This window comes from Paraburkholderia largidicola, from assembly GCF_013426895.1.
GTDB classification, from domain to species: Bacteria; Pseudomonadota; Gammaproteobacteria; order Burkholderiales; family Burkholderiaceae; genus Paraburkholderia; species Paraburkholderia largidicola.
On record NZ_AP023174.1, the window covers coordinates 472,104 to 493,857 of the forward strand.

At 62.4% G+C, this 21,754-nt stretch carries 14 protein-coding genes; 10 read left to right on the plus strand and 4 right to left on the minus strand.

All coding sequences use genetic code 11. The annotated features are described in order from the left end of the window. Positions 1 to 169: 169 nt before the first annotated feature. The 5 genes from PPGU16_RS02095 to PPGU16_RS02115 all read left to right on the plus strand — a co-directional run bounded on the left by PPGU16_RS02095 (position 170) and on the right by PPGU16_RS02115 (position 8,094). Positions 170 to 775, plus strand: a complete 606-nt coding sequence (locus PPGU16_RS02095; RefSeq protein ID WP_007579775.1) for a TetR/AcrR family transcriptional regulator — start codon at positions 170 to 172, stop codon at positions 773 to 775. A gap of 94 nt (positions 776 to 869) precedes the next feature. After that, positions 870 to 2,657, plus strand: coding sequence for an acyl-CoA dehydrogenase C-terminal domain-containing protein (locus PPGU16_RS02100; RefSeq protein WP_180721493.1), 1,788 nt, complete (start codon positions 870 to 872; stop codon positions 2,655 to 2,657). A 125-nt stretch (positions 2,658 to 2,782) separates the two neighbouring features. Continuing rightward, the gene (locus tag PPGU16_RS02105) at positions 2,783 to 5,218 is read left to right on the plus strand and encodes a 3-hydroxyacyl-CoA dehydrogenase/enoyl-CoA hydratase family protein (protein WP_180721494.1); all 2,436 of its coding nucleotides are present in this window, start codon (positions 2,783 to 2,785) and stop codon (positions 5,216 to 5,218) included. Positions 5,219 to 5,234: 16 nt separating this feature from the next. Further along, positions 5,235 to 6,434, plus strand: coding sequence for an acetyl-CoA C-acyltransferase (locus tag PPGU16_RS02110; protein ID WP_180721495.1), 1,200 nt, complete (start codon positions 5,235 to 5,237; stop codon positions 6,432 to 6,434). A gap of 895 nt (positions 6,435 to 7,329) precedes the next feature. Further along, entirely contained in the window at positions 7,330 to 8,094 is a 765-nt protein-coding gene (locus tag PPGU16_RS02115) for an enoyl-CoA hydratase (RefSeq protein WP_180722523.1), read from the plus strand. A gap of 21 nt (positions 8,095 to 8,115) precedes the next feature. On the opposite strand, the gene fdhD is transcribed toward PPGU16_RS02115, so the two are convergent. Then, on the minus strand, positions 8,116 to 8,937 hold the full coding sequence (gene fdhD / locus PPGU16_RS02120) for a formate dehydrogenase accessory sulfurtransferase FdhD (RefSeq protein ID WP_180721496.1): 822 nt from the start codon (positions 8,935 to 8,937) through the stop codon (positions 8,116 to 8,118). A 118-nt stretch (positions 8,938 to 9,055) separates the two neighbouring features. Between fdhD and PPGU16_RS02125 the strand changes: the two genes are divergently transcribed. Beyond that, on the plus strand, positions 9,056 to 9,532 hold the full coding sequence (locus tag PPGU16_RS02125) for a nitrate reductase associated protein (protein ID WP_180721497.1): 477 nt from the start codon (positions 9,056 to 9,058) through the stop codon (positions 9,530 to 9,532). Between the two features lie 194 nt (positions 9,533 to 9,726). Next, complete coding sequence (locus PPGU16_RS02130; protein WP_180721498.1) at positions 9,727 to 12,849, plus strand: sensor domain-containing protein; 3,123 nt, start codon at positions 9,727 to 9,729, stop codon at positions 12,847 to 12,849. Positions 12,850 to 12,912: 63 nt separating this feature from the next. Here PPGU16_RS02130 and PPGU16_RS02135 read toward each other — a convergent pair whose 3' ends face one another. Next, entirely contained in the window at positions 12,913 to 13,308 is a 396-nt protein-coding gene (locus PPGU16_RS02135; RefSeq protein ID WP_007579793.1) for an acyl-CoA thioesterase, read from the minus strand. A gap of 268 nt (positions 13,309 to 13,576) precedes the next feature. Between PPGU16_RS02135 and PPGU16_RS02140 the strand changes: the two genes are divergently transcribed. After that, the gene (locus tag PPGU16_RS02140; protein WP_180721499.1) at positions 13,577 to 15,466 is read left to right on the plus strand and encodes an ABCB family ABC transporter ATP-binding protein/permease; all 1,890 of its coding nucleotides are present in this window, start codon (positions 13,577 to 13,579) and stop codon (positions 15,464 to 15,466) included. A 199-nt stretch (positions 15,467 to 15,665) separates the two neighbouring features. Then, entirely contained in the window at positions 15,666 to 16,682 is a 1,017-nt protein-coding gene (locus PPGU16_RS02145; protein WP_180721500.1) for an IS30 family transposase, read from the plus strand. A gap of 641 nt (positions 16,683 to 17,323) precedes the next feature. On the opposite strand, the gene murU is transcribed toward PPGU16_RS02145, so the two are convergent. Both murU and PPGU16_RS02155 read right to left on the minus strand, forming a co-directional pair. Then, on the minus strand, positions 17,324 to 18,013 hold the full coding sequence (gene murU / locus PPGU16_RS02150; RefSeq protein ID WP_180722524.1) for an N-acetylmuramate alpha-1-phosphate uridylyltransferase MurU: 690 nt from the start codon (positions 18,011 to 18,013) through the stop codon (positions 17,324 to 17,326). Positions 18,014 to 18,037: 24 nt separating this feature from the next. After that, entirely contained in the window at positions 18,038 to 19,114 is a 1,077-nt protein-coding gene (locus PPGU16_RS02155) for an aminoglycoside phosphotransferase family protein (protein ID WP_180721501.1), read from the minus strand. Positions 19,115 to 19,340: 226 nt separating this feature from the next. Here PPGU16_RS02155 and PPGU16_RS02160 point away from each other — a divergent pair, with 226 nt between their 5' ends. After that, a complete protein-coding gene (locus PPGU16_RS02160) occupies positions 19,341 to 21,710 on the plus strand; it encodes an LPS-assembly protein LptD (RefSeq protein WP_180721502.1) in 2,370 nt (789 codons plus the stop codon). Positions 21,711 to 21,754: the final 44 nt, after the last annotated feature.

The window sequence follows — 21,754 nt, forward strand, 5'->3', positions numbered from 1 at the left end:
TTCTGGCAAATGATTCTAAAAATTCCGCATCGTCCTATAGGCGAATGACGGAAAATCAGAACGTGTTAGAAACCCGTTTCTAATAAAGTCCTTGTTTCGCGGACGGTCGCCCACAATAATGGTACGACCGTTCGATTTTTCTTTCGGTTAAATCAGACGGTACACAGCTATGCGAAAAGGCGAACAAACGCGAGCCGCGATTCTCGATGCAGCACTCGATCTGGCAAGCCGCGACGGACTGGAAGGTCTGACGATCGGCCTGCTTGCCGAGCGCATGCAGATGAGCAAGAGCGGAGTGTTCGCGCATTTCGGGTCGCGCGAAGACCTGCAGGTCGAGGTGGTGCGCGAATATCACCGTCGTTTCGAGGACGAGGTGTTTTTCCCGAGTCTGCGCGAGCCCCGAGGCTTGCCGCGCTTGCGCGCAATGATCTCGCGCTGGATCGAGAAGCGCATCCAGGAAGTGACGACTGGGTGCATCTACATCAGCGGCGCGGTCGAGTATGACGATCGCGCGGACAGCGCGGTGCGCGAGCAACTGGTCGCAAGCGTCACGATGTGGCGCGCGGCGCTCACGCGGGCCATTTCGCAGGCAATGGATGAAGGGCATCTGCGCGCGGACACCGATCCGCAACTGATGCTCTTCGAACTGTATAGCTTCACGCTCGGCCTGCATCATGACGCACGCTTCCTGCATCTGCCCGATGCCGTGCGCCTCACGTGGGCCGCGCTGGAAAAACTGATTGTTTCGTATCAGAGCGAGAGCGCAAGCCGCTAGCGGGGCTGGGTGGGTCCTCATCGAATGGATCCAGACGGCGCGGAGGCTGGCAGCGGAGCTCGAGCCAACACCTTTGGATTGATTGGAGAGACTCATGGGACAGTACGCCGCGCCGTTGCGCGACATGCAATTCGTATTGCACGAGCTGCTGAACGTCGAAGCCGAGATCAAACAGATGCCGAAGCACGCTGATCTCGATGCCGACACGATCAACCAGGTGCTCGAGGAAGCCGGCAAGTTCTGCTCGGAAGTGCTGTTCCCGCTGAACCAGAGCGGCGACCAGGAAGGCTGCAAATACGAAGGCGATGGCGTCGTCACCACGCCGAAGGGCTTCAAGGAAGCGTACCGGCAGTATGTCGAGGCGGGTTGGCCCGCGCTCGGCTGCGATCCCGACTTCGGCGGCCAGGGCCTGCCAGCGTTCGTCAACAACGCGCTGTACGAGATGATGAACTCGGCGAACCAGGCCTGGACGATGTACCCGGGCCTGTCGCACGGCGCCTACGAGTGCTTGCACGCGCACGGCACGCCGGAGCTGCAGCAGGCGTATCTGCCGAAGCTGGTGTCGGGCGAATGGACGGGCACGATGTGTCTGACCGAACCGCATTGCGGCACCGACCTCGGCATCCTGCGCACGAAGGCCGAACCGAACAGCGACGGCTCGTACGCGATCAGCGGCACCAAGATTTTCATCTCCAGCGGCGAGCACGATCTCGCCGAGAACATCGTTCACCTCGTGCTGGCGCGTCTGCCGGACGCGCCGCAAGGCACGAAGGGCATTTCGCTGTTCGTCGTGCCGAAGTTCATTCCAGACGCGAGCGGCAACCCGGGCGAGCGCAACGGCGCAAAGTGCGGCTCGATCGAACACAAGATGGGCATTCACGGCAACGCGACGTGCGTGATCAATCTCGACAGCGCGAAGGGCTGGCTGGTCGGCGAGCCGAACAAGGGCCTCAACGCGATGTTCGTGATGATGAACGCCGCGCGCCTGGGCGTGGGCATGCAGGGTCTGGGCCTGACGGAAATCGCGTACCAGAACTCGCTGGTCTACGCGAAGGAGCGTCTGCAGATGCGCTCGCTGACAGGTCCGAAGGCGCCCGAGAAGGCGGCGGATCCGATCATCGTGCATCCCGACGTGCGCCGCATGCTGCTCACGCAGAAGGCCTACGCGGAAGGCGCACGCGCCTTCACGTACTGGGCCGCGCTGAACATCGACAAGGAACTGTCGCACGCCGACGAATCCGTGCGCAAAGATGCCGCCGACCTCGTCGCGCTGCTCACGCCCGTCATCAAGGCCTTCCTGACGGACAACGCGTTCGAAGGCACGAACATGGGCATGCAGATCTACGGCGGCCACGGCTTCATCGCCGAGTGGGGCATGGAGCAATACGTGCGCGACGCGCGCATCAACATGATCTACGAAGGCACGAACTCGATCCAGTCGCTCGATCTGCTGGGGCGCAAGGTGCTCGGCGACATGGGCGCGAAGCTCAAGAAGTTCGGCAAGCTGGTGACGGACTTCGTCGAGGAAGAAGGCATCAAGCCGGAGATGCAGGAGTTCGTCAATCCGCTTGCGGATATCGGCGACAAGGTGCAGAAGCTGACGATGGAAATCGGCATGAAGGCAATGCAGAACCCGGACGAAGTCGGCGCCGCAGCCGTGCCGTATCTGCGCACGGTCGGCCACCTGGTGTTCTCGTACTTCTGGGCGCGGATGGCGCGCATCGCGCTCGACAACGAAGCATCGGGCGATCCGTTCTACAAGTCGAAGCTCGCCACTGCGCGTTTCTACTTCGCGAAGCTGCTGCCCGAAACGGCCTCGACGATCCGCGCCGCGCGCGCCGGCGCGAAGACGTTGATGGAAATCGACGAAGCGCTGTTCTAAACGCATCGCGAGGCGGCGCAAGACAGCCATGCGCCGCCGTCACACTCACACACATATGCCGCGCGCGCACATCGAAGCCTGCGCGCGGTAACTCGCGACACCGCATAACGCCCCGGAGGAACGACGTGAGCAATCTGATCATTCGCAAGGTCGCCGTACTCGGCGCCGGCGTGATGGGCGCGCAGATCGCTGCGCACCTGATCAACGCGAAGGTGCCCGTGCTGCTGTTCGACCTGCCAGCCAAAGAAGGCCCGAAGAACGGCATCGCCCTGAAGGCGATCGAAAACCTGAAGAAGCTGTCGCCCGCGCCGTTCGGCGTGAAGGACGACGCGCAATATATCCAGCCCGCGAACTACGACGACGACATCGCAAAGCTTGCCGAATGCGACGTGGTGATCGAGGCGATCGCCGAGCGCATGGACTGGAAGCACGATCTGTACAAGAAAGTCTCGCCGCATATCGGCCCGAACGCGATCTTCGCGAGCAACACATCGGGCCTGTCGATCACCGAACTGTCGAACGGCTTCTCCGACGAACTGAAGGCGCGCTTTTGCGGCGTGCACTTCTTCAATCCGCCGCGCTACATGCATCTGGTCGAACTGATCCCGACCACGGCGACGCGCCCGGAAATCCTCGATCAACTCGAAACGTTCCTGACTAGCGTGGTCGGCAAGGGCGTCGTGCGCGCGAAGGACACGCCGAACTTCATCGCGAACCGCGTCGGCATTTTCTCGATCCTCGCGGTCATCAAGGAAGCCGAGAAGTTCGGTCTGCGCTTCGATGAAGTCGACGATCTGACGGGCAGCCGCCTCGGCCGCGCGAAGTCAGCGACGTTCCGCACGGCGGACGTGGTCGGTCTCGACACGATGGCGCACGTCATCAAGACGATGCAGGACAACCTCGCCGACGACCCCTTCTTCCCGGTCTACGAAACGCCCGCCGTGCTCGCTGGCCTGGTGAAGCAGGGCGCGCTCGGCCAGAAGACGGGCGCGGGCTTCTACAAGAAAGAAGGCAAGGCGATCAAGGTGCTCGACGCGAAGGCGGGCAGCTATGTCGACGGCGGCGGGAAGGCGGACGAACTGGTCGGCCGCATCCTCAAGCGTCCGCCTGCCGAGCGCCTGAAGCTGCTGCGTGAATCGCAGCATCCGCAGGCTCAGTTCCTGTGGGCGATCTTCCGCGACGTATTCCATTACATCGGCGTGCATCTGGAGTCGATCGCCGACAACGCGCGCGACGTCGATCTCGCGATCCGCTGGGGTTTCGGCTGGAACGAAGGTCCGTTCGAAGGCTGGCAGACGGCGGGCTGGAAGCAGATCGCCGAGTGGGTGCAGGAAGACATCGCGGCAGGCAAGGCGTTGTCGAACGCGCCGTTGCCCGCTTGGGTGCTGGAAGGTGTCGTGGCCGAAAAGGGCGGCGTACATACGAACGAAGGTTCGTGGTCGCCGGCTGAAAAGCGCTTCGTGCCGCGCTCGTCGCTGTCCGTGTACGACAGGCAGGTATTCCGCGCGCCGCTCGCAGGCGAGACAGGCGCCGATCCGAAGACGTATGGCAAGACCGTGTTCGAAACGGATGCCGTGCGTGCATGGGTCGACGATCGCGCCGGCGAGAACGACGTGTTGATCGTGTCGTTCAAGAGCAAGCTGAACACGATCGGACCGTCGGTGATCGACGGCATCACGCAGGCGATCGATGTCGCCGAGAAGGACTACAAGGCCGTGGTGATCTGGCAGCCGACGTCGTTGAAACTCGGCGCACCGGGCGGTCCGTTCTCAGCGGGCGCGAATCTCGAAGAAGCGATGCCCGCGTTCATGATGGGCGGCGCGAAGGGCATCGAGCCGTTCGTGAAGAAGTTCCAGCAAGGCATGCTGCGCGTGAAGTATTCGAACGTGCCCGTGGTCGCGGCCGTGTCGGGTATCGCGCTCGGTGGCGGGTGCGAACTGGTGCTGCATAGCGCGAAGCGCGTCGCCCATGTCGAGAGCTATATCGGTCTGGTCGAAGTGGGCGTCGGTCTCGTGCCGGCGGGTGGTGGTCTGAAGGAAGCGGCGTTGCGCGCGGCGGAAGCTGCGACGCAAGTCGGCGCGACCAATGATCTGCTCAAGTTCCTGCAGAAGTCGTTCGAAAACGCGGCGATGGCGAAGGTTTCCGGTTCGGCGCTCGAAGCCCGCGCGATGGGCTATCTGAAGCCGTCGGACACGATCGTTTTCAACGTCTTCGAACTGCTCGATACCGCGAAGAAGGAAGCGCGTGCGCTGGCCGCAGCGGGCTATCGTCCGCCGCTGCGTGTAACGCAGGTGCCGGTTGCCGGACGCTCGGCGATTTCGACGATCAAGGCGTCGCTCGTCAACATGCGCGATGGCCGTTTCATCAGCGAGCACGATTACCTGATCGCGAGCCGCATCGCGGAAGCGGTGTGCGGCGGCGACGTCGAAGCGGGCAGTCTCGTCGATGAAGAATGGCTGCTGGCGCTGGAGCGTCGCGCGTTCGTCGAGTTGCTCGGCACGCAGAAGACGCAGGAACGGATCATGGGCATGCTGCAGACGGGCAAGCCGGTGCGCAACTGACGAGAGGGAATTTCAAATGACCAAGCAATTACAGGACGCATACATCGTCGCCGCGAGCCGCACACCGATCGGCAAGGCGCCGCGTGGCATGTTCAAGAACACGCGCCCGGACGAACTGCTGGTGCACGCGATCAGATCCGCCGTGGCACAAGTCCCTGGGCTCGATACGTCGCTGATCGAAGACGCGATTGTCGGCTGTGCGATTCCCGAAGCCGAGCAAGGCTTGAACGTGGCGCGGATGGGCGCGTTGCTTGCTGGCTTGCCGAACACGGTGGGCGGCGTGACGGTGAACCGCTTCTGCGCCTCGGGCGTGACGGCGCTGGCGATGGCGGCGGATCGTATTCGCGTCGGCGAATCGGACGTGCTGATCGCAGGCGGTTGCGAATCGATGAGCATGGTGCCGATGATGGGCAACAAGCCGTCGCTGTCGCCGCACATTTTCGATCGCAATGAAGATGTAGGCATTGCGTATGGCATGGGCCTGACGGCCGAGAAGGTTGCGGAGCGGTGGAAGGTGAGCCGTGAGCAGCAGGATCAGTTTTCTGTCGAATCGCATCGCAAGGCGGTGGCTGCGCAGCAGGCGGGCGAGTTCGACGACGAAATCGCGGCCTACACGATCACCGAGCGTTTCCCCGATCTGGCGACGGGCGAAGTCAAGGTGAAGACGCGTGAGGTGAAGCTGGATGAAGGTCCGCGTGCGGATACGTCGATGGAAGGGCTGGCGAAGTTGCGGACGGTGTTTGCGAACAAGGGCTCGGTGACGGCCGGGAATAGTTCGCAGACTTCGGATGGCGCAGGCGCGTTGATCGTGGTGTCGGAGAAGATTCTCAAGCAGTTCAATCTGACGCCGCTGGCCAGATTCGTCAGCTTTGCTGTGCGCGGTGTGCCGCCGGAGATCATGGGCATCGGGCCGAAGGAAGCGATTCCGGCGGCGCTGAAGGCCGCTGGGCTCAAGCAGGATGATATCGACTGGATCGAGTTGAATGAGGCTTTTGCTGCGCAGGCTTTGGCTGTGATCGGTGACCTTGGGCTCGATCCTTCGAAGGTTAATCCGCTTGGCGGGGCTATTGCGCTTGGGCATCCGCTTGGGGCCACTGGAGCGATTCGCGCCGCGACGGTGGTTCATGGCTTGCGCCGGCGGAATTTGAAGTACGGAATGGTCACTATGTGCGTTGGAACCGGCATGGGTGCCGCTGGGATTATTGAGCGGGTTTGAGTTTTGTGGGGTTTTTGCTTGCGGGCCGCTGGTGTATTAGCGGTTCGCATTTGGGCTGCGCCGGCATCCGCGATACGGTTTTTGCTGCGCAAGCTGTTTGGTTTTTTGGAAGTTTGCGCTGGCATCCGCGTAATGCCTTCGTGCTTCAGGCGTTGCCCCTGTGCGGGGCGGCACCTACTTTTCTTTGCCGCCGCAAAGAAAAGTAGGCAAAAGAAAGCGGCTCACACCGCCAGTCCTTGTGTTTGCCTGAGGGCCCCCAACCGGTCTTATGCTTCACACGGCAACGTCTCCATTGGCGCTCGTTGCCAACGCTTTAAATAGAAGTCTCACCCGCTTCAGGCACCCGTATGCGGGGCTGGCGGCAGCGAACGCTCTCTGCCGCCCAGGTGGCAAACTGTGTGTAGGTTGTAGTGCCGAAAAGGTCGGCGCTCTTACAAGAGACACCGACCTTGTTTTTCCGTCCGGAGTGATGCGCGTATGGCGCGAAAGCCTGCACACAGTTTGCCACCTGGGCGGCGGCGGACGGTCTGGCGCGGTGTGCTGCGATGCGGGTGCATGAAGCAGGTGAGGCGTACAGAGAGAACGTTGGCAACGAAGGCGAGCCGGTGCGTTGCCGTTTGAAGCATAGGACCGGTTGGGGGCCCTCAGGCAGGATAAAGGATTGGCGGTGTGAGCCGCTTTCTTTTGCCTACTTTTCTTTGCGGCGGCAAAGAAAAGTAGGTGCCGCCCCGCACAGGGGCGACGCCTGAAGCACGAAGGCAAAACGCGGATGCCGGCGGAGAAGCATGCACACACCGGATGCCGGCGGAGAAGCATGCACACACCGGATGCCACCGCAGAACCATGCACACACCGGCTGCGACAGCAAAGGCGCACCACCATGAAGGAGTCAAAAATGGACATCGAACTCACCCGCACCCACGACGTGCTAACCATCGCCTTCGCCCGCCCGGAAAAGAAAAACGCAATCACGGCAGCGATGTATCAAACGATGGCCGACGCGCTGGTCGAAGCGCAACAAGACCCGACCACCCGTGCGGTGCTCATCCGCGGTAGCGCAGGAATCTTCAGCGCCGGCAACGACCTCGAAGATTTCATGAAGCAGCCGCCCGTCAGCGACGACGCACCCGTCTTCCAGTTCCTGCGCGCCATCAGCTCGATGGAAAAACCGCTAGTGGCTTCAGTAGCCGGCGCAGCCGTAGGAATCGGCACGACGCTGCTGCTGCATTGCGACCTGGTCTACGCCGCCGACACAGCGACGTTCTCGCTGCCATTCGCGCAACTGGGCCTGTGCCCGGAAGCCGCATCGTCGCTGCTGCTGCAACGCGTCGCGGGCTACCAGGGGGCAGCGGAAAAACTGATGCTCGGCGAAGCATTCGACGCCAAAGAAGCGCAACGCATGGGCTTCGTGAACCGCCTCCTGCCCGCGGCAGAAGTGGACGCGTTCGCCTTGCAACAGGCGCAGAAGCTGGCCGCCTTGCCCGCGTCGTCGCTCCGCGTGACCAAGCAACTGATGAAGCGCGCCGCGCTGCACGAAATCCAGACCCAAATGACCGACGAAGCCGTGCATTTCGCAAAAATGCTGCTCGCGCCTGAAGCGAAGGAAGCGTTCAAGGCGTTCTTCGAGAAGCGCAAACCGGACTTCCGCCAGTTCAGCTAAACGGGAATCGAGGCGGCTGCGTCAGACAGTGTCGTAATCGACATAGCCCGCTTCGCGACAGAAACTGACCAGCCGCACGCCCGCCTCGCGCGCAATCGTGATCGCCAGCGACGACGGCGCCGAGATCGTCGCGACCATCGGAATATCGACACGCGCCGCCTTGCGCACCAGCTCATAGCTCGCACGGCTCGACAGAAAGACGAAGCCTTCCTTCGTGTCGACGCGATCCAGCGACAGCCGCCCGATCAGCTTGTCGAGCGCGTTGTGACGGCCCACGTCCTCGAACGCGTAGTGGATCGCGCCCGTCGCGTCGCACCACGCGGCGGCGTGCAGGCCGCCCGTCATCTTCGTGAGCGCCTGGTGCGCAGGCAGTTCCTTCGCGGCGCGCGCAATCGCATCAGGCGCCAGGCGCTGCAGAAAACCCGTATCAGGCACGCGCTCCGGCGCCAGATCGAGCAGATCGATGCTCTCGATCCCGCACACGCCGCAACCCGTGCGGCCCGACAGCGCGCGGCGCTTTTCCTTCAGCGCGGCGAATGCCTGCTGCACGACGGTCAGTTGCACTTCCGCATGCGGCAACTTGCCGTCGCGGAACTCGACCTCGATGTCCTGAATGTGCGCGCCGCGCTCGACAATCCCTTCCGAAATCGCGAAACCCACCGCGAACTCTTCGAGGTCACGCGGCGTGCACATCATCACGGCGTGCGAAATGCCGTTGAAGACGAGCGCGACGGGCCATTCCTGGCCGACATGATCGGCGACGCTCTCGACCGCGCCGCCGCGGTGACGGCGCACCGCCTGCTCGACGATGCCCGGTTGTTCGCCCGTATCCAGTTCGTTCACCTGCTGACTCCTGCGCAAAAATGCTGCGACCCGGCTTTGGGCCGCCGCGCCGCCAATATGGTTCTAAAATACCTCAGACCGGCATAGCGCGTTGGCCACCGAATAAGAGGAATCTGTCATGGGACTCAATGATGCGCCCCTGCTGTTCAACTTCGAGGTCGAATCCTCGGAGAATCTGAAATTCATTCCGATGGTCGTCCGATTCAATCTCGACCGCTTCGGGCTGCGGATTTCGCTCGAACAATGGCAGATGCTGCCGCACGAAGACCGCGTGCTGCTGGCGCGCTTTCCCGTCGAAGACGACACTGAGATCGAGCCGAACTTCGATCACGCCCTCTTCGAGATGATGCGCACGCACGCGAACATCGAGCCCGAATGGTTCACGCCCGAGGATAACCCGGCATGGCGCGACACTGCAGCCGTGCCGGATACCGTTCTGAATCAGGCACAACTCGCCAGTCTGACGGCGCCGAGCGCCGCGCAGTGGGCGCGGCTCGAGCCATTTCAGCGCTATGTGCTCGCCAAACTGTCGCGCAAGACGGCGAGCAATCATGATTTCCAGCCGGCAATGAAGGAATTTGGCCTCGCCAGCTGAATCTGGCGCAAGATTTTTTCGGTTTTACCCTCAATCTCTTCCGATCGCTGCCGTTATCCAAAGGTTGGCGCGTAAAGCGCTGCGCCCGGCTGCGCCTCGTTCGTCCGCGCCGTCCGTGCGTGCCGCATATGACTGCGCATCTGACTGGCTTCCCGCGCGCCCCCGCCTGCAGGATCGAACGACGTTCGGAACCTATGATCTCTTTTCTATCGAAGCGGCTGCTGATCAATCTGGCGGTCGTCGCTGCTGCGGTCGGCGCGAACGCCTTCGTCGCGTACACGCAGATTTGCGGACAGCGCGACGCCGATGCGCGCACGGTCCGCTCGACGGCCATCCGCCAGAATCTGGAAGCCTATCGCGCGACGCTCGAAGACGGCCTCGACATGCTCGGGCGTTACGAGGCAACGGCCGAGCCCGCGTCCGCCAATGCCGTGCCCGCCATGTCGGCTTCGCTCGCGAAGATCGACCGGGCGCTGCACGAGCAGCTGGCGAACCAGCCGAATGTCTCCGGCGCGCTCGCGCAGCTCACGTCCGACGGCTCGCGTCTGCAGCAGGACATTGCGCTCGCGCTCGCCAAAACCACTGCGCCGGAGCAGGACGGCTCGCGCGCCTGGGCCGCGCAGACCTATACGCGTCTCGGGATGGAAGTCGACCGGCTCGAAGCGCGGATGGACCAGTTGCGCGCCGAAGAAGACCTGGCACTGAAGGCGGCGCTCGATGCATCGATGCGCGATTCGCGCTACGCGATGCTGTTCCTGATCGTGACGATGCTCGCGGGCAGCGGACTGCTGATCTACACATTCGGCGCGCGTGAAAACGTCGCGCGCGAAAAGCTGCGTATCGCGAAAGCGCTGCATCGGCACGACGAGCGCTTTCGCGGGCTGTTCGAACAGCATCCCGTGCCGATGTACATTTTCGACCGCGATACGCTGCGCTTTCTCGCTGTCAACGCGGCGGCCGTGCAGCAATATGGCTATTCCGAGAGCGAATTCCTGGCGATGACCGTGCGCGCGATCCGCCCGCACGCCGAAGTGGCACGGCTCGAATCGCACTTGCAGCGCAGCGACGTGGCGCCGGGCGGTCCGCGCACGATGGCGGGCATCTGGCATCACCGGCGCAAGGACGGCTCGCAGATCAGCGCCGACATCTCGTATCACGCGATGACCTTCATGGGCCGGCCCGCGCTGTTCGTGCTCGCCGACGACGTCACCGAGCAGATCAACGCCGAAGCCGAAGCGCAGCGTTCGAACCAGATGCTGGAAACGGTGATCGACAACATCCCGCAGCGCATTTTCTGGAAAGACAAGGAGCTGCGCTATCTCGGCTGCAACATGGCCTTCGCGCGCGACGCGGGCCTCGCGTACCCGGAGCAGGTGATCGGCAAGCGCGACGAGGACATGCCGTGGCGCGCATTCGCCGACGATCTGCGCGGCCAGGATACGGAAGTGATGGCCTCCGGCGTGCCGAAGATGAACTACGAAACCGACATACTGATCGACGGCGTACATCGCACGACGGTGACGAGCAAGCTGCCGTTCACCGACAGCGACGGCCGCGTGATCGGCGTGCTCGGCTCATACACCGATATCACTGAGCGCAAGCGCGCGGACCTCGCGCTGCGCCTGCAAAGCCGCGCGCTCGACGCGAGCGTCAACGCGATTCTGATTACGGCGCCGTCGAAGGAAGGCAATCTGATCGAGTACGTGAACCCGGCGTTCAAGCGCATTACGGGCTACGATCCGCAGGAAGTGATCGGCCAGGATTGCCGCCTGCTGCAGCGCGACGACCGCGATCAGGAAGGCATTGTCGGGATCCGCCAGGCGCTCGCGGCAAACCGCGAAGTGAGCGCGGTGCTGCGCAACTATCGCAAGGACGGCGCGCTGTTCTGGAATCAGCTGTATATCGCGCCTGTGCCGGATGCCGATGGGCAGACCACGCATCACATCGCCGTCATCAACGACGTCACGGCGCTGATCCGCTATCAGGAACAGCTCGAATATCAGGCGAACTACGACAGTCTCACGCGCCTGCCGAACCGCAATCTGCTGCGCGACCGGCTGCAGCATGCGCTGATCGTCGCGCAGCGGCATCACAAGGGCGTGGCCGTCGTGTTCATCGATCTCGATGGCTTCAAGAACGTCAACGATAGCCTCGGGCATAGCGTCGGCGACAGGCTGCTGTCGGTGGTCGCGGACCGTCTCGCACGTTGCGCGCGGGCCAGCGACACGGTTGCGCGTCACGGCGGCGACGAGTTCGTGATCGTCATGACGGATACCGTCGACGAGCAGTCGCTGATCGCGTGGATGGAGCGCGTGCGTGCGTCGATTTCGGAGCCGGTGTGGCTCGACGGCACGGAGTTGTATGTCGGCTGCAGCATGGGCGCGAGTCTGTTCCCGCAGGACGGTGACGACGCCGAAACGCTGATGAAGAAAGCCGACCTTGCGATGTACCGCGCGAAGGACATGGGCCGCAACACGTTCCAGTTCTATCAGCCGGAGATGAACGTGTCGGCGGGCGCGCGGCTGAATCTGGAGCGGCGTCTGCGCCGCGCGCTGCGCGACAACGAGTTCCTGTTGCATTACCAGCCGCAGGTCGATATCGAAACGGGGCAGGTGGTCGGCATGGAAGCGCTGGTGCGCTGGAGCGACCCGGAAGTCGGGCTGATTCCGCCGTCGCAGTTCATCCCCGTTGCCGAGGAAAGCGGGCTGATCGGGCCGCTGTCGGAATGGGTGCTGCGCGAAGCGTGCCGCCAGAACAAGGCGTGGCAGGACGAAGGCTTGCCGGCTGCGCGCGTGTCGGTGAACCTGTCGGCGCGGCAGTTCCAGCAGCGCGATATCGCGAAGCTCGTGATGCAGGTGCTCGAAGAGACGGGGCTCGACCCGCAGTATCTCGAACTCGAACTGACCGAGAGCACCATCATGCGAAACGCGGAAGAGGCCGTGTCGATGCTCAACGAACTGCACGCACTCGGCATTGGCCTGGCCATCGACGACTTCGGCACGGGTTATTCGAGCTTGAGCTATCTCAAGCGCTTTCCGGTGGATCGGTTGAAGATCGACAGGTCGTTCGTGTCGGATATCGGCGAATCGTCGGACGACGAGACGATCACGTCCGCGATCATTGCGCTCGCACATTCGCTGAATCTGCAGGTGATTGCGGAAGGGGTGGAGACGTCGACGCAGCTCGACTTCCTCAAGGAGCGCGCCTGCGACGAGATGCAGGGCTACTTCTTCGCGAAGCCGATGCCGCACGATGCGATTCCCGGCATGCTGCAGCGGGGCGCCGAGAACGCAGCGGTCATTGCTGCTAACGCCTGATCGTCAGGCATTTCACGTTGGAACATTCAAGGCCGCGCCCTGCGTGGGCACGGCACGCCGGCTTCAGTCCAGTTCCGGCAAGGCGCGCGGGCGGCGGTCGCTGTCCGTCGCGACGTAGGTGAGGGTCGCTTCCGTCACTTTTACCGTTTCTTCCGAGAGGCTCATGCGCTGCGCGTAGACCTCGACGGCGACCGTTACCGAGGTGTTGCCCGTCTTCACGATATCCGCGTAAAAGCTCAGCAGATCGCCGACGAACACCGGCTGCTTGAACACGAACGAGTTGACGGCGATGGTTGCAACGCGGCCGTTCGCGCGGCGGCTTGCGGGAATCGAGCCGGCGATGTCGACTTGCGCCATGATCCAGCCGCCGAACACATCGCCATGGACGTTCGCATCCGACGGTTGCGGGACGACGCGCAGCGCGCACGGTTTCTGCGGGAGATTGAGAGTCTGGGTCATCGGGTCATCCATGAATTCAGTTGAGCCGACAGGGATGGCGCTCGCGACGACGGCATGACCGGGAAGACCAGTGTCAGCGCGGCGAAAGCGGCGCCAGCCGGCTTCTGCGACAATATTGCCAGATCAGGAATTGTACGGGAAAGCGCACGGTGGAACTTATTGCCAGCGTGTCGCGTTCGGAATGCTGTTCGGTTCGTCGAACGCACTTGCCCGTCACGTTCCCCACGAGTCACGCGTCAAGCGTGCTGGCTTTCCCCACAATAGAACCATGCGTCGCTATTCCGCTTCGTCCGAACCGTCGCCGATTTCGAATCAGCCGCGCAACGACTGGCAAACCATCGTCTCGCTGCTGCCGTACCTCGCGACCTACAAGTGGCGCGTGGTGTTCGCGCTCAGCTGCCTGATTGGCGCGAAGGTTGCCAATCTCGGCGTGCCGATCGTGATGAAGCGCATCGTCGACAGTCTTGCTTCCGTGCAGCACCTGACGGCGCTCGGCCGCGCGACGAATGCACCGGCCGTCGTGCTGCTGGGCGGCGTGGGGCTGCTGGTGGTGGCATATGCCGTCGTGCGTCTGTCCACTTCGCTCTTCACCGAGCTGCGCGAAATCCTCTTCTCGAAGGTGACAGAAAGCGCGGTGCGTCAACTGGCGCTGAAAGTGTTCCGGCATCTGCATGCGCTGTCGCTGCGCTTTCATCTGGAGCGGCAGACGGGCGGCATGTCGCGCGATATCGAACGCGGCACGCGCGGCATCACGCAACTGATTTCGTATTCGCTCTACAGCATTCTGCCGACGCTCGTCGAAGTCGGCCTCGTGCTCGGTTTCTTCGTCGTCAAATACGAGGCGTACTACGCGATCGTCACGTTCATCGCGCTGGCTGCGTACATCACGTTCACAGTAAAGGTGACCGAGTGGCGTACGCATTTTCGCCGCACGATGAATGAGCTCGATTCGAACGCGAATTCGCGCGCCATCGATTCCTTGCTGAACTACGAGACGGTCAAGTACTTCAACAACGAAGAGTGGGAAGCGCAGCGTTACGACGAGAACCTGAAGCGCTATCGCGCGGCGGCGATCAAGTCGCAGAACTCGCTGTCGGCGCTGAACTTCGGGCAACAGGCGATCATCGGCACCGGGCTCGTGTTTATTCTCTGGCGTGCGACGCAGGGCGTGATGGCAGGGCGGCTGACGCTCGGCGATCTCGTGCTGATCAACACGTTCATGCTGCAGCTTTATATTCCGCTGAATTTTCTTGGCGTCGTGTATCGCGAGCTGAAGCAGAGCCTTACCGATATGGACCGGATGTTCACGCTGCTCGGCGCGGCGCGCGAAGTGCCCGATGCGGTCAATGCGTTGCCGCTCGTCGTGCGCGGCGCGCAGGTGAGCTTCGAGCATGTGAACTTCGCGTACGAGCCAGCGCGGCAGATCTTGCATGACGTGAGCTTCACGATTGCCGCGGGCACGACGACGGCTGTGGTTGGTCACAGCGGATCGGGCAAATCGACGCTCGCGCGGCTGCTGTTTCGCTTCTACGATCTGGATCGTGCGACGGGTGGCGCGATTCGCATCGACGGGCAGGATATTCGCGATGTGACGCAGGATTCGCTGCGCGCGTCGATCGGTATCGTGCCGCAGGATACGGTGCTGTTCAACGACACGATCTACTACAACATCGCGTATGGCAGGCCCTCGGCGACGCGCGACGAAGTGATCGCGGCGGCGCGCGCGGCGCATATTCACGAGTTCATCGAGAGCTTGCCCAAGGGGTATGACACGCCTGTCGGCGAGCGTGGGTTGAAGCTTTCGGGTGGGGAGAAGCAGCGTGTTGCGATTGCGCGGACCGTGCTGAAGAATCCGCCTGTGCTGCTGTTCGATGAAGCGACTTCCGCGCTTGATTCGCGGTCGGAGCGTGCTATCCAGCACGAACTGGATCAGATTGCTCGCGAGCGGACGACGTTGATTATTGCGCATCGGCTGTCGACGGTCGTGCATGCGGAGCAGATTATCGTGATGGATAAGGGGCGCATTGTCGAGCGTGGCACTTTCGGGGAGCTTATTCTCGTTGGTGGGTTGTTTGCCCAGATGTGGGCCTTGCAGCAGGAGCGTGCTGCGCACGCGGAAGAGGTTTTGGATTTGCCCGGCAATGGGGCAGGGGGTTGAGGGGTTTGTCTGCGACGCTATGGGGCTTGTTGCTTGTTGCTTGTTGCTTGTTGCTTGTCGCTGGCATCCGCGTTTTGTTAGCGTGCTTCAGGCGTTGCCCCTGTGCGGGGCGGCACCTACTTTTCTTTGCCGCCGCAAAGAAAAGTAGGCGAGTTCTCAAGTTTGAAGTGCAACACCCCGCCTCATATAAGGTGTTGCTATGGAAAAACGATACCAACAACTCCAGCCTGAAGAGCGGCTGACGATTGCCAGCCAGCATCTGCAGGGTTCAAGCATACGGGCCATGGCCCGTATGCTTGGGCGCTCACCTGCAAGGGTGAGTCGCGAACTGGCTCGCAACTGCGGGCCTGACCGCTATGCTTCGGTGCCGGCCCAGGCGTTAAGCGTGGCGCGACGTGTGGCTGGCCGGCGCCCCGCCAAGCTCGATCCGCAGGGTGTTACATGGCGCATCGTCCTCACGCTGCTGGACTGGAAATGGTCGCCTCAGCAGATATCAGGTACGCTCAAACGTATGCACCCGAATGATTCGTCCCAGCGGGTCTCGCATGAGACCATCTATACGGCTATCTACGCTCGTCCGTATGGGGAACTGCGTCGCCAGCTCGTCGCCTGTCTGCGCCACCATCGCAGCGATCGCATGCCGCGAAGTCGAGGCACAGACCGGCGCGGTCAGATTCCAGATATGGTCAGCATTCATGTGCGCCCACCCGAGGTGGACGACCGCGTGATGCCGGGCCACTGGGAAGGCGACTTCATCAAGGGTGCAAACAATGCCTCTTCCGTGGGCGTGCTGGTCGAACGCTCCAGCCGCCTTGTGCTGCTTGCCCGCATGGACGATGCGACAGCTGCCTCGGCACTCGCGGGCTTCTCCGCCAAACTGAATTCCATCGCTGCGCCGCTGCGACAGAGCTTCACGTACGACCAGGGCAAGGAAATGGCCTGCCACCAGGAGCTCGCGGCCGCGACCGGTGTGAAGGTCTATTTCTGCGACCCTCACAGCCCCTGGCAGCGTGGCACGTGCGAGAACACCAATGGTCTGCTACGCCAGTATCTGCCCAAGGGCACGGATCTCTCGGTCTACAGCCAGGACGACCTTGATGACATCGCTGACAGCCTCAACAGCCGGCCACGTGCCACACACGCTTTCCACTCGCCGTTCGAAGTCTTCGCCACCATGCTTGCACTTGCTTCTCAACCTGATAATTCCGTTCACTAGGCATTGTGTTGCGCTTCACATTTGAAACCGCCAGGCAAAAGAAAGCGGCTAACACCGCCAGTGCTTGTGTTTGCCTGAGGGCCCCCATAGGGTCTTACGCTTCAACCGGCAACGCGCCAGTCCGCGCCCGTTGCCAACGTCCTCTCTGTACGCCTCACCCGCTCCACGCGCCCGCATTACAGCATGCCGTGCCAGATAGTCCACGGCCGCACAGGTGGCAAACTGTGTGTAGGCCGTTGTACTCCGCACGCCTCACTTCGGGCTAGTAGCGCACGCGTTCCACCCAATAAGAGCGCCGAGCCATACGACGGGACAACCTGCACACAGTTTGCCACCTGGGCGGCACATACCACTCGCTGCCGCTTGCTTGAGTACGGGTATTCGAAGTGGGTGAGGCGTTCATTCGGAGCGCTGGCAACGGACACCGACCAGGGCATTCCCGTGTGAAGTATGGGGACGTTGGGGGCCCGTGGATAGGAATACGTGCTGGCGGTGTGAGCCGCTTTCTTTTGCCTACTTTTCTTTGCGGCGGCAAAGAAAAGTAGGTGCCGCCCCGCACAGGGGCGACGCGTGAAGCACGCTAACAAAACGCGGATGCCAGCGCAAACACAAGCAAACCACCAGCGTCGCAGACAAGAAACCTACACGCTTATCAGCTTATCGAGCGCCTCGAGCTGCGCGGGAGTCCCAACGTTCTCCCACAACCCCGTATAAAGCTCTCCAGTGGCGCGCCTCTGCGCAATCACCTCGCGATAATACGGCGTAAGCGCCCGCCGCGCGCCCGGCGCGAGATCCCGAAACATCCGCGTGTCGTAAAGCCCGATGCTTCCAAACGTACACCGAGGTCCGCCGTCAAGCGCCAACAGCCCATCGCCGCGCAGAACGAAATCCCCCTCAGGATGAAACGAAGGATTCGGCACCATCACAAGATGCATCCCAGGCAAATCAGCGGCAGCAAGACGTGCCCCCGGCCCGCGCAGCGTCGAATAATCAAAATCCGCGTACACATCGCCCGCGACGGCCACGAACACCTCAGGCCTGCCCGAGTCCTCCAGTAACGGCAACGCCTTGGCAATCCCGCCCGCCGTCTCAAGCGCTTCATGCTCCGCGGAATAACGCAACTCGACACCAAACCGCGAGCCATCGCCCAACGCATCCTCGATCTGCGCGCCGAGCCAGGCATGATTGACGACAATCGTCGTGAACCCCGCGCTCGCCAGCCGTTCGATCTGCCATTCAATCAGCGGCTTGCCGCCCACTTTCAGGAGCGGCTTCGGACACGTGTCCGTCAGCGGCCGCATCCGGTCGCCGCGCCCGGCGGCAAAGATCATCGCTTTGTTCAAATTCTTCACCCGTCAGAACGTGTAGCCGACATCGACGGCGCGGCCTTCGAGGTCGTCGAGCAGCCTGGCGAACGGCACGAGCGGCCGGTAACGCTCGCACACCTTCCGTGCATAGCCGATGAAACGCGGCAGATCCGCCATGTAGTGCGGCTTGCTATCGCGATAGTTGATCCGGCAGAACAGGCCCAGCACCTTGATATGCCGTTGCAGCCCCATCCATTCGAGCTGTCGATAGAACTCGCCGAAGTCTTCATCGACGGGCAGTCCCGCCTTTTTCGCACGCTCCCAGTAGTACACGAAGCAGTCCAGCTCGAACTCTTCGTCCCAACCGATGAACGCGTCGCGCAGCAGCGACGCCACGTCATACGTGATCGGGCCGTACACCGCGTCCTGGAAGTCGAGCACGCCGGGATTCGGACTGGCGATCATCAGATTGCGCGGCATGAAATCGCGCAGCATGAACACCTGCGGCTGCGCCCGCGCGCTCGCGATCAGCAGCGCGAACGTGCGATCGAGCACGCCGCGCGCTTTCTCATCCACCTCCTGCCCGAGATGCCGGCCGATGAACCATTCCGGCATCAGCTCCATCTCGCGCTGCAGGAAGGCTTCGTCGAACGGCGGCAGCACGTCGTCGCGCGAGGCGAGCTGCCAGCGGATCAGCGCATCGAGCGCGTCGCGCATCAGTTTTCTGGCATCGGCGGGACTGCTCTGCTTCAGCGTCGACAGATACGACTGCGTGCCGAGATCGGTGACGAGCATGAAGCCCGCATCGAGATCCACTTCGAGCACGCGCGGCACGTGGACCCCCGCGTCGGCCAGCAAACCCGCCACCTGCACGAATTCGCGGCATTTTTCGGGCGGCGGCGCATCGACGGCGATCACCGTCGCGCCGCCGGCGACAAGCTCCGCGCCGCTGCCCGCGAGGCGGAAGTAGCGGCGAAAGCTGGCGTCGGCGGAAGCGGGCTTCAGCGTGGCGAGGTCAAGGCCATAGCGGCCGGCGTGGGTTTGCAGCCAGGCGCCGAGAAGCTCGAGCCGGGCGTCCGCCGTGGAAGAAGCGGATGTAAGGGAAGATACGGGGGGAAGCGTCATGAAAAGCCGGAGACAAAATCGGGGTGGGCAACGTCTTGCCATATAATACCCCACGACTTTTTTGACGCGACTCGCGTCAGTTCTCGCGCATCTCGTCGGATCGCCCGCCTTACCGCTGCATGAATCGTCAAAAGTTGTGCATTCGATGCCCGATTGCACAGGCGGCAACTCGTGACTGATGACCGGGCAAATGAACTGACAGCAGGGCCGATACGCCAAACGATACATGCCGCCTAGACAGCTTTTCCGAACCACTTCCTCCTCTGACGCCCTGCCGCGCAGAAGGCGGCTCGCAGCGGCGCTGGTCGCCGTGCCGGGTCTGCTGCCCGCGCTCTCGCATGCGCAGCTGGCGGGAGAGGCGGCGCAGGCGCAGCCGATAGACGCGCCGTGGGGCCTGCGGCTGGCCCCACAACTCGAAGAACATTCGACACCCAATGGCCAGAGTCCCGCCACGTTCGTGCTGGGCGACTCGACCACGGGCACGGCCGACCAGGACATCGCGGCCAAGGGTGCGGCCGAAGTCCGCCGCAGCAACTCGGCGCTGAAAGCCGACGCGCTTCATTACGATCAGGATACGGACATGGCCGATGCTTACGGCAATGTTCATCTGTCGGGCAACGGGGCCGCATTCTCGGGCCCGGAAGCGCACATGAAGATCGAGTCGAGCGAAGGCTTCATGACCACGCCCAAATATCACTTCAATGTGACGGGCGGTTCGGGCAGTGCGGAGCGCGTCGATCTGCTCGACAACGAGCGCTCGGTGTTCACACGCGGCACCTACACGGCGTGCCAGTGCGCGGAGGATCCGGCCTGGTACATCAAGGGCAGCGAGTTCGATTTCGACACGGGCGCCGACGACGGCGTCGCGCACAACGGCGTGCTGTTCTTCCAGGGCGTCCCTGTGTTCGCGAGCCCGTGGCTGTCGTTCCCGCTGTCGGGCGCGCGGCGCAGCGGCCTGTTGCCGCCGACGGCATCGCTCAGTTCGACCAATGGTTTCGAGCTGTCGCTGCCGTACTACTTCAACATTGCGCCGAATCGCGACCTGACGGTGACGCCGCGCATCCTGTCGAAGCGCGGCGTGCAGTTGCAGGCGAACTTCCGCTATCTGTCGCCGACCTATAGCGGCTCGATCACGGGCGAATATCTGCCCGACGACAAGATCACGCACACGAACCGGTATGCGCTGTATATCCAGCACAACCAGAATTTCGGTTCGGGTTTCGGCGGGTACATCTACTACAACAAGGTCTCGGACAACACCTATCCGGAAGACCTGTCGTCGTCGACGAACCAGTTCCTGAACGGCACGCAGCTGCTGTACCAGCAGGAAGCGGGTCTCACATACAACAACGGGCCGTGGTCCGTGCTCGCGCGCGAGCAGCACTGGCAGACACTTTCGCCGTCCACCGCGCCGTACGGACGTGAGCCGCAGTTGAACGTGAAGTACGCGAAGTACAACGTTGGGGGCTTCGACTTCGGCGCGGAAGCCGACTACTCGCGCTTTCGCATCACGACGGCGGACGCGACGGAAGGCGATCGTGTCGTCTTCAATCCGTACCTCTCGTACTCCGTCGTCGGTCCCGGTTACTTCGTTACGCCGAAGGTGCAATGGCACTTCGCGTCGTATGACCTGAGCAACATCGGCACGGGCGCGCCCGCTAACCAGCCGAAGAACTTCACGGAATCGATACCGACGTTTTCGTTCGATACCGGCCTGATCTTCGACCGCTCGGTGCGCCTGTTCGGGCAGGATTTCATTCAGACGCTGGAACCGCGTCTGTACTACGTCTACACGCCGTATCGCAACCAGAGCTTCGCGCCGTTGTTCGATACGGCTGACTCGGACTTCGGGCTCGCGGAAATCTTCACGCCGAACACGTTCGTCGGTAACGACCGTATCGCCGATGCGAACCGTCTGACGGCCGCCATCACCACGCGTTTCCTGAACCCGGCGACGGGCGACGAGCGCGCGCGCTTCGTGATCGCGCAGCAGTACTATTTCCGCGATCAGCGCGTCACGCTGGATCAGACGCAACAGGCGTCGGAGCAGGCCACTCACTCGGACCTGATTCTCGGCGCATCGCTGAAGCTCGGGGCAGGTTTCGCCTCGGAAACGGCGTTCCAATATAATGCGGACAACAATCAGCTGGTCAAGACCAGTGTCGGCTTCGGGTATAGCCCGGCAGCAGGCAAGGTCATCAACCTCGGCTACCGTTACACGCGCGCCAACACGACGCTGGACAACCAGCCGATCAACCAGCTGCTGATCTCGGGCCAATGGCCGCTGATGCACCGCGTCTTCGGTGTCGGGCGGATCAACTACGACCTGAAAGGACACCGCGCCGTCGACGCGCTTCTCGGCGTGCAATACGACGCGGATTGCTGGACGCTCGGCGTCGGCTTCCAGCGCTACGCAAACGGGGTGAACACGACGGGCAGCCAGACGTCCGGCACGCGGGTGCTCGCGCAGCTGACGTTCAAGGGGCTGTCGAGCGTCGACAACGGGCTGATGTCCGCGTTCCGCGCGAGCGTGGCGGGCTATCAGCCGCCGCCGCCGCCGCCGCCGCCCGAATCGCAGTTCAACAACTACGAATGAGCGGTTATGAGTGACCGATCGATGCCGCGTCGTTCGCAGAACAG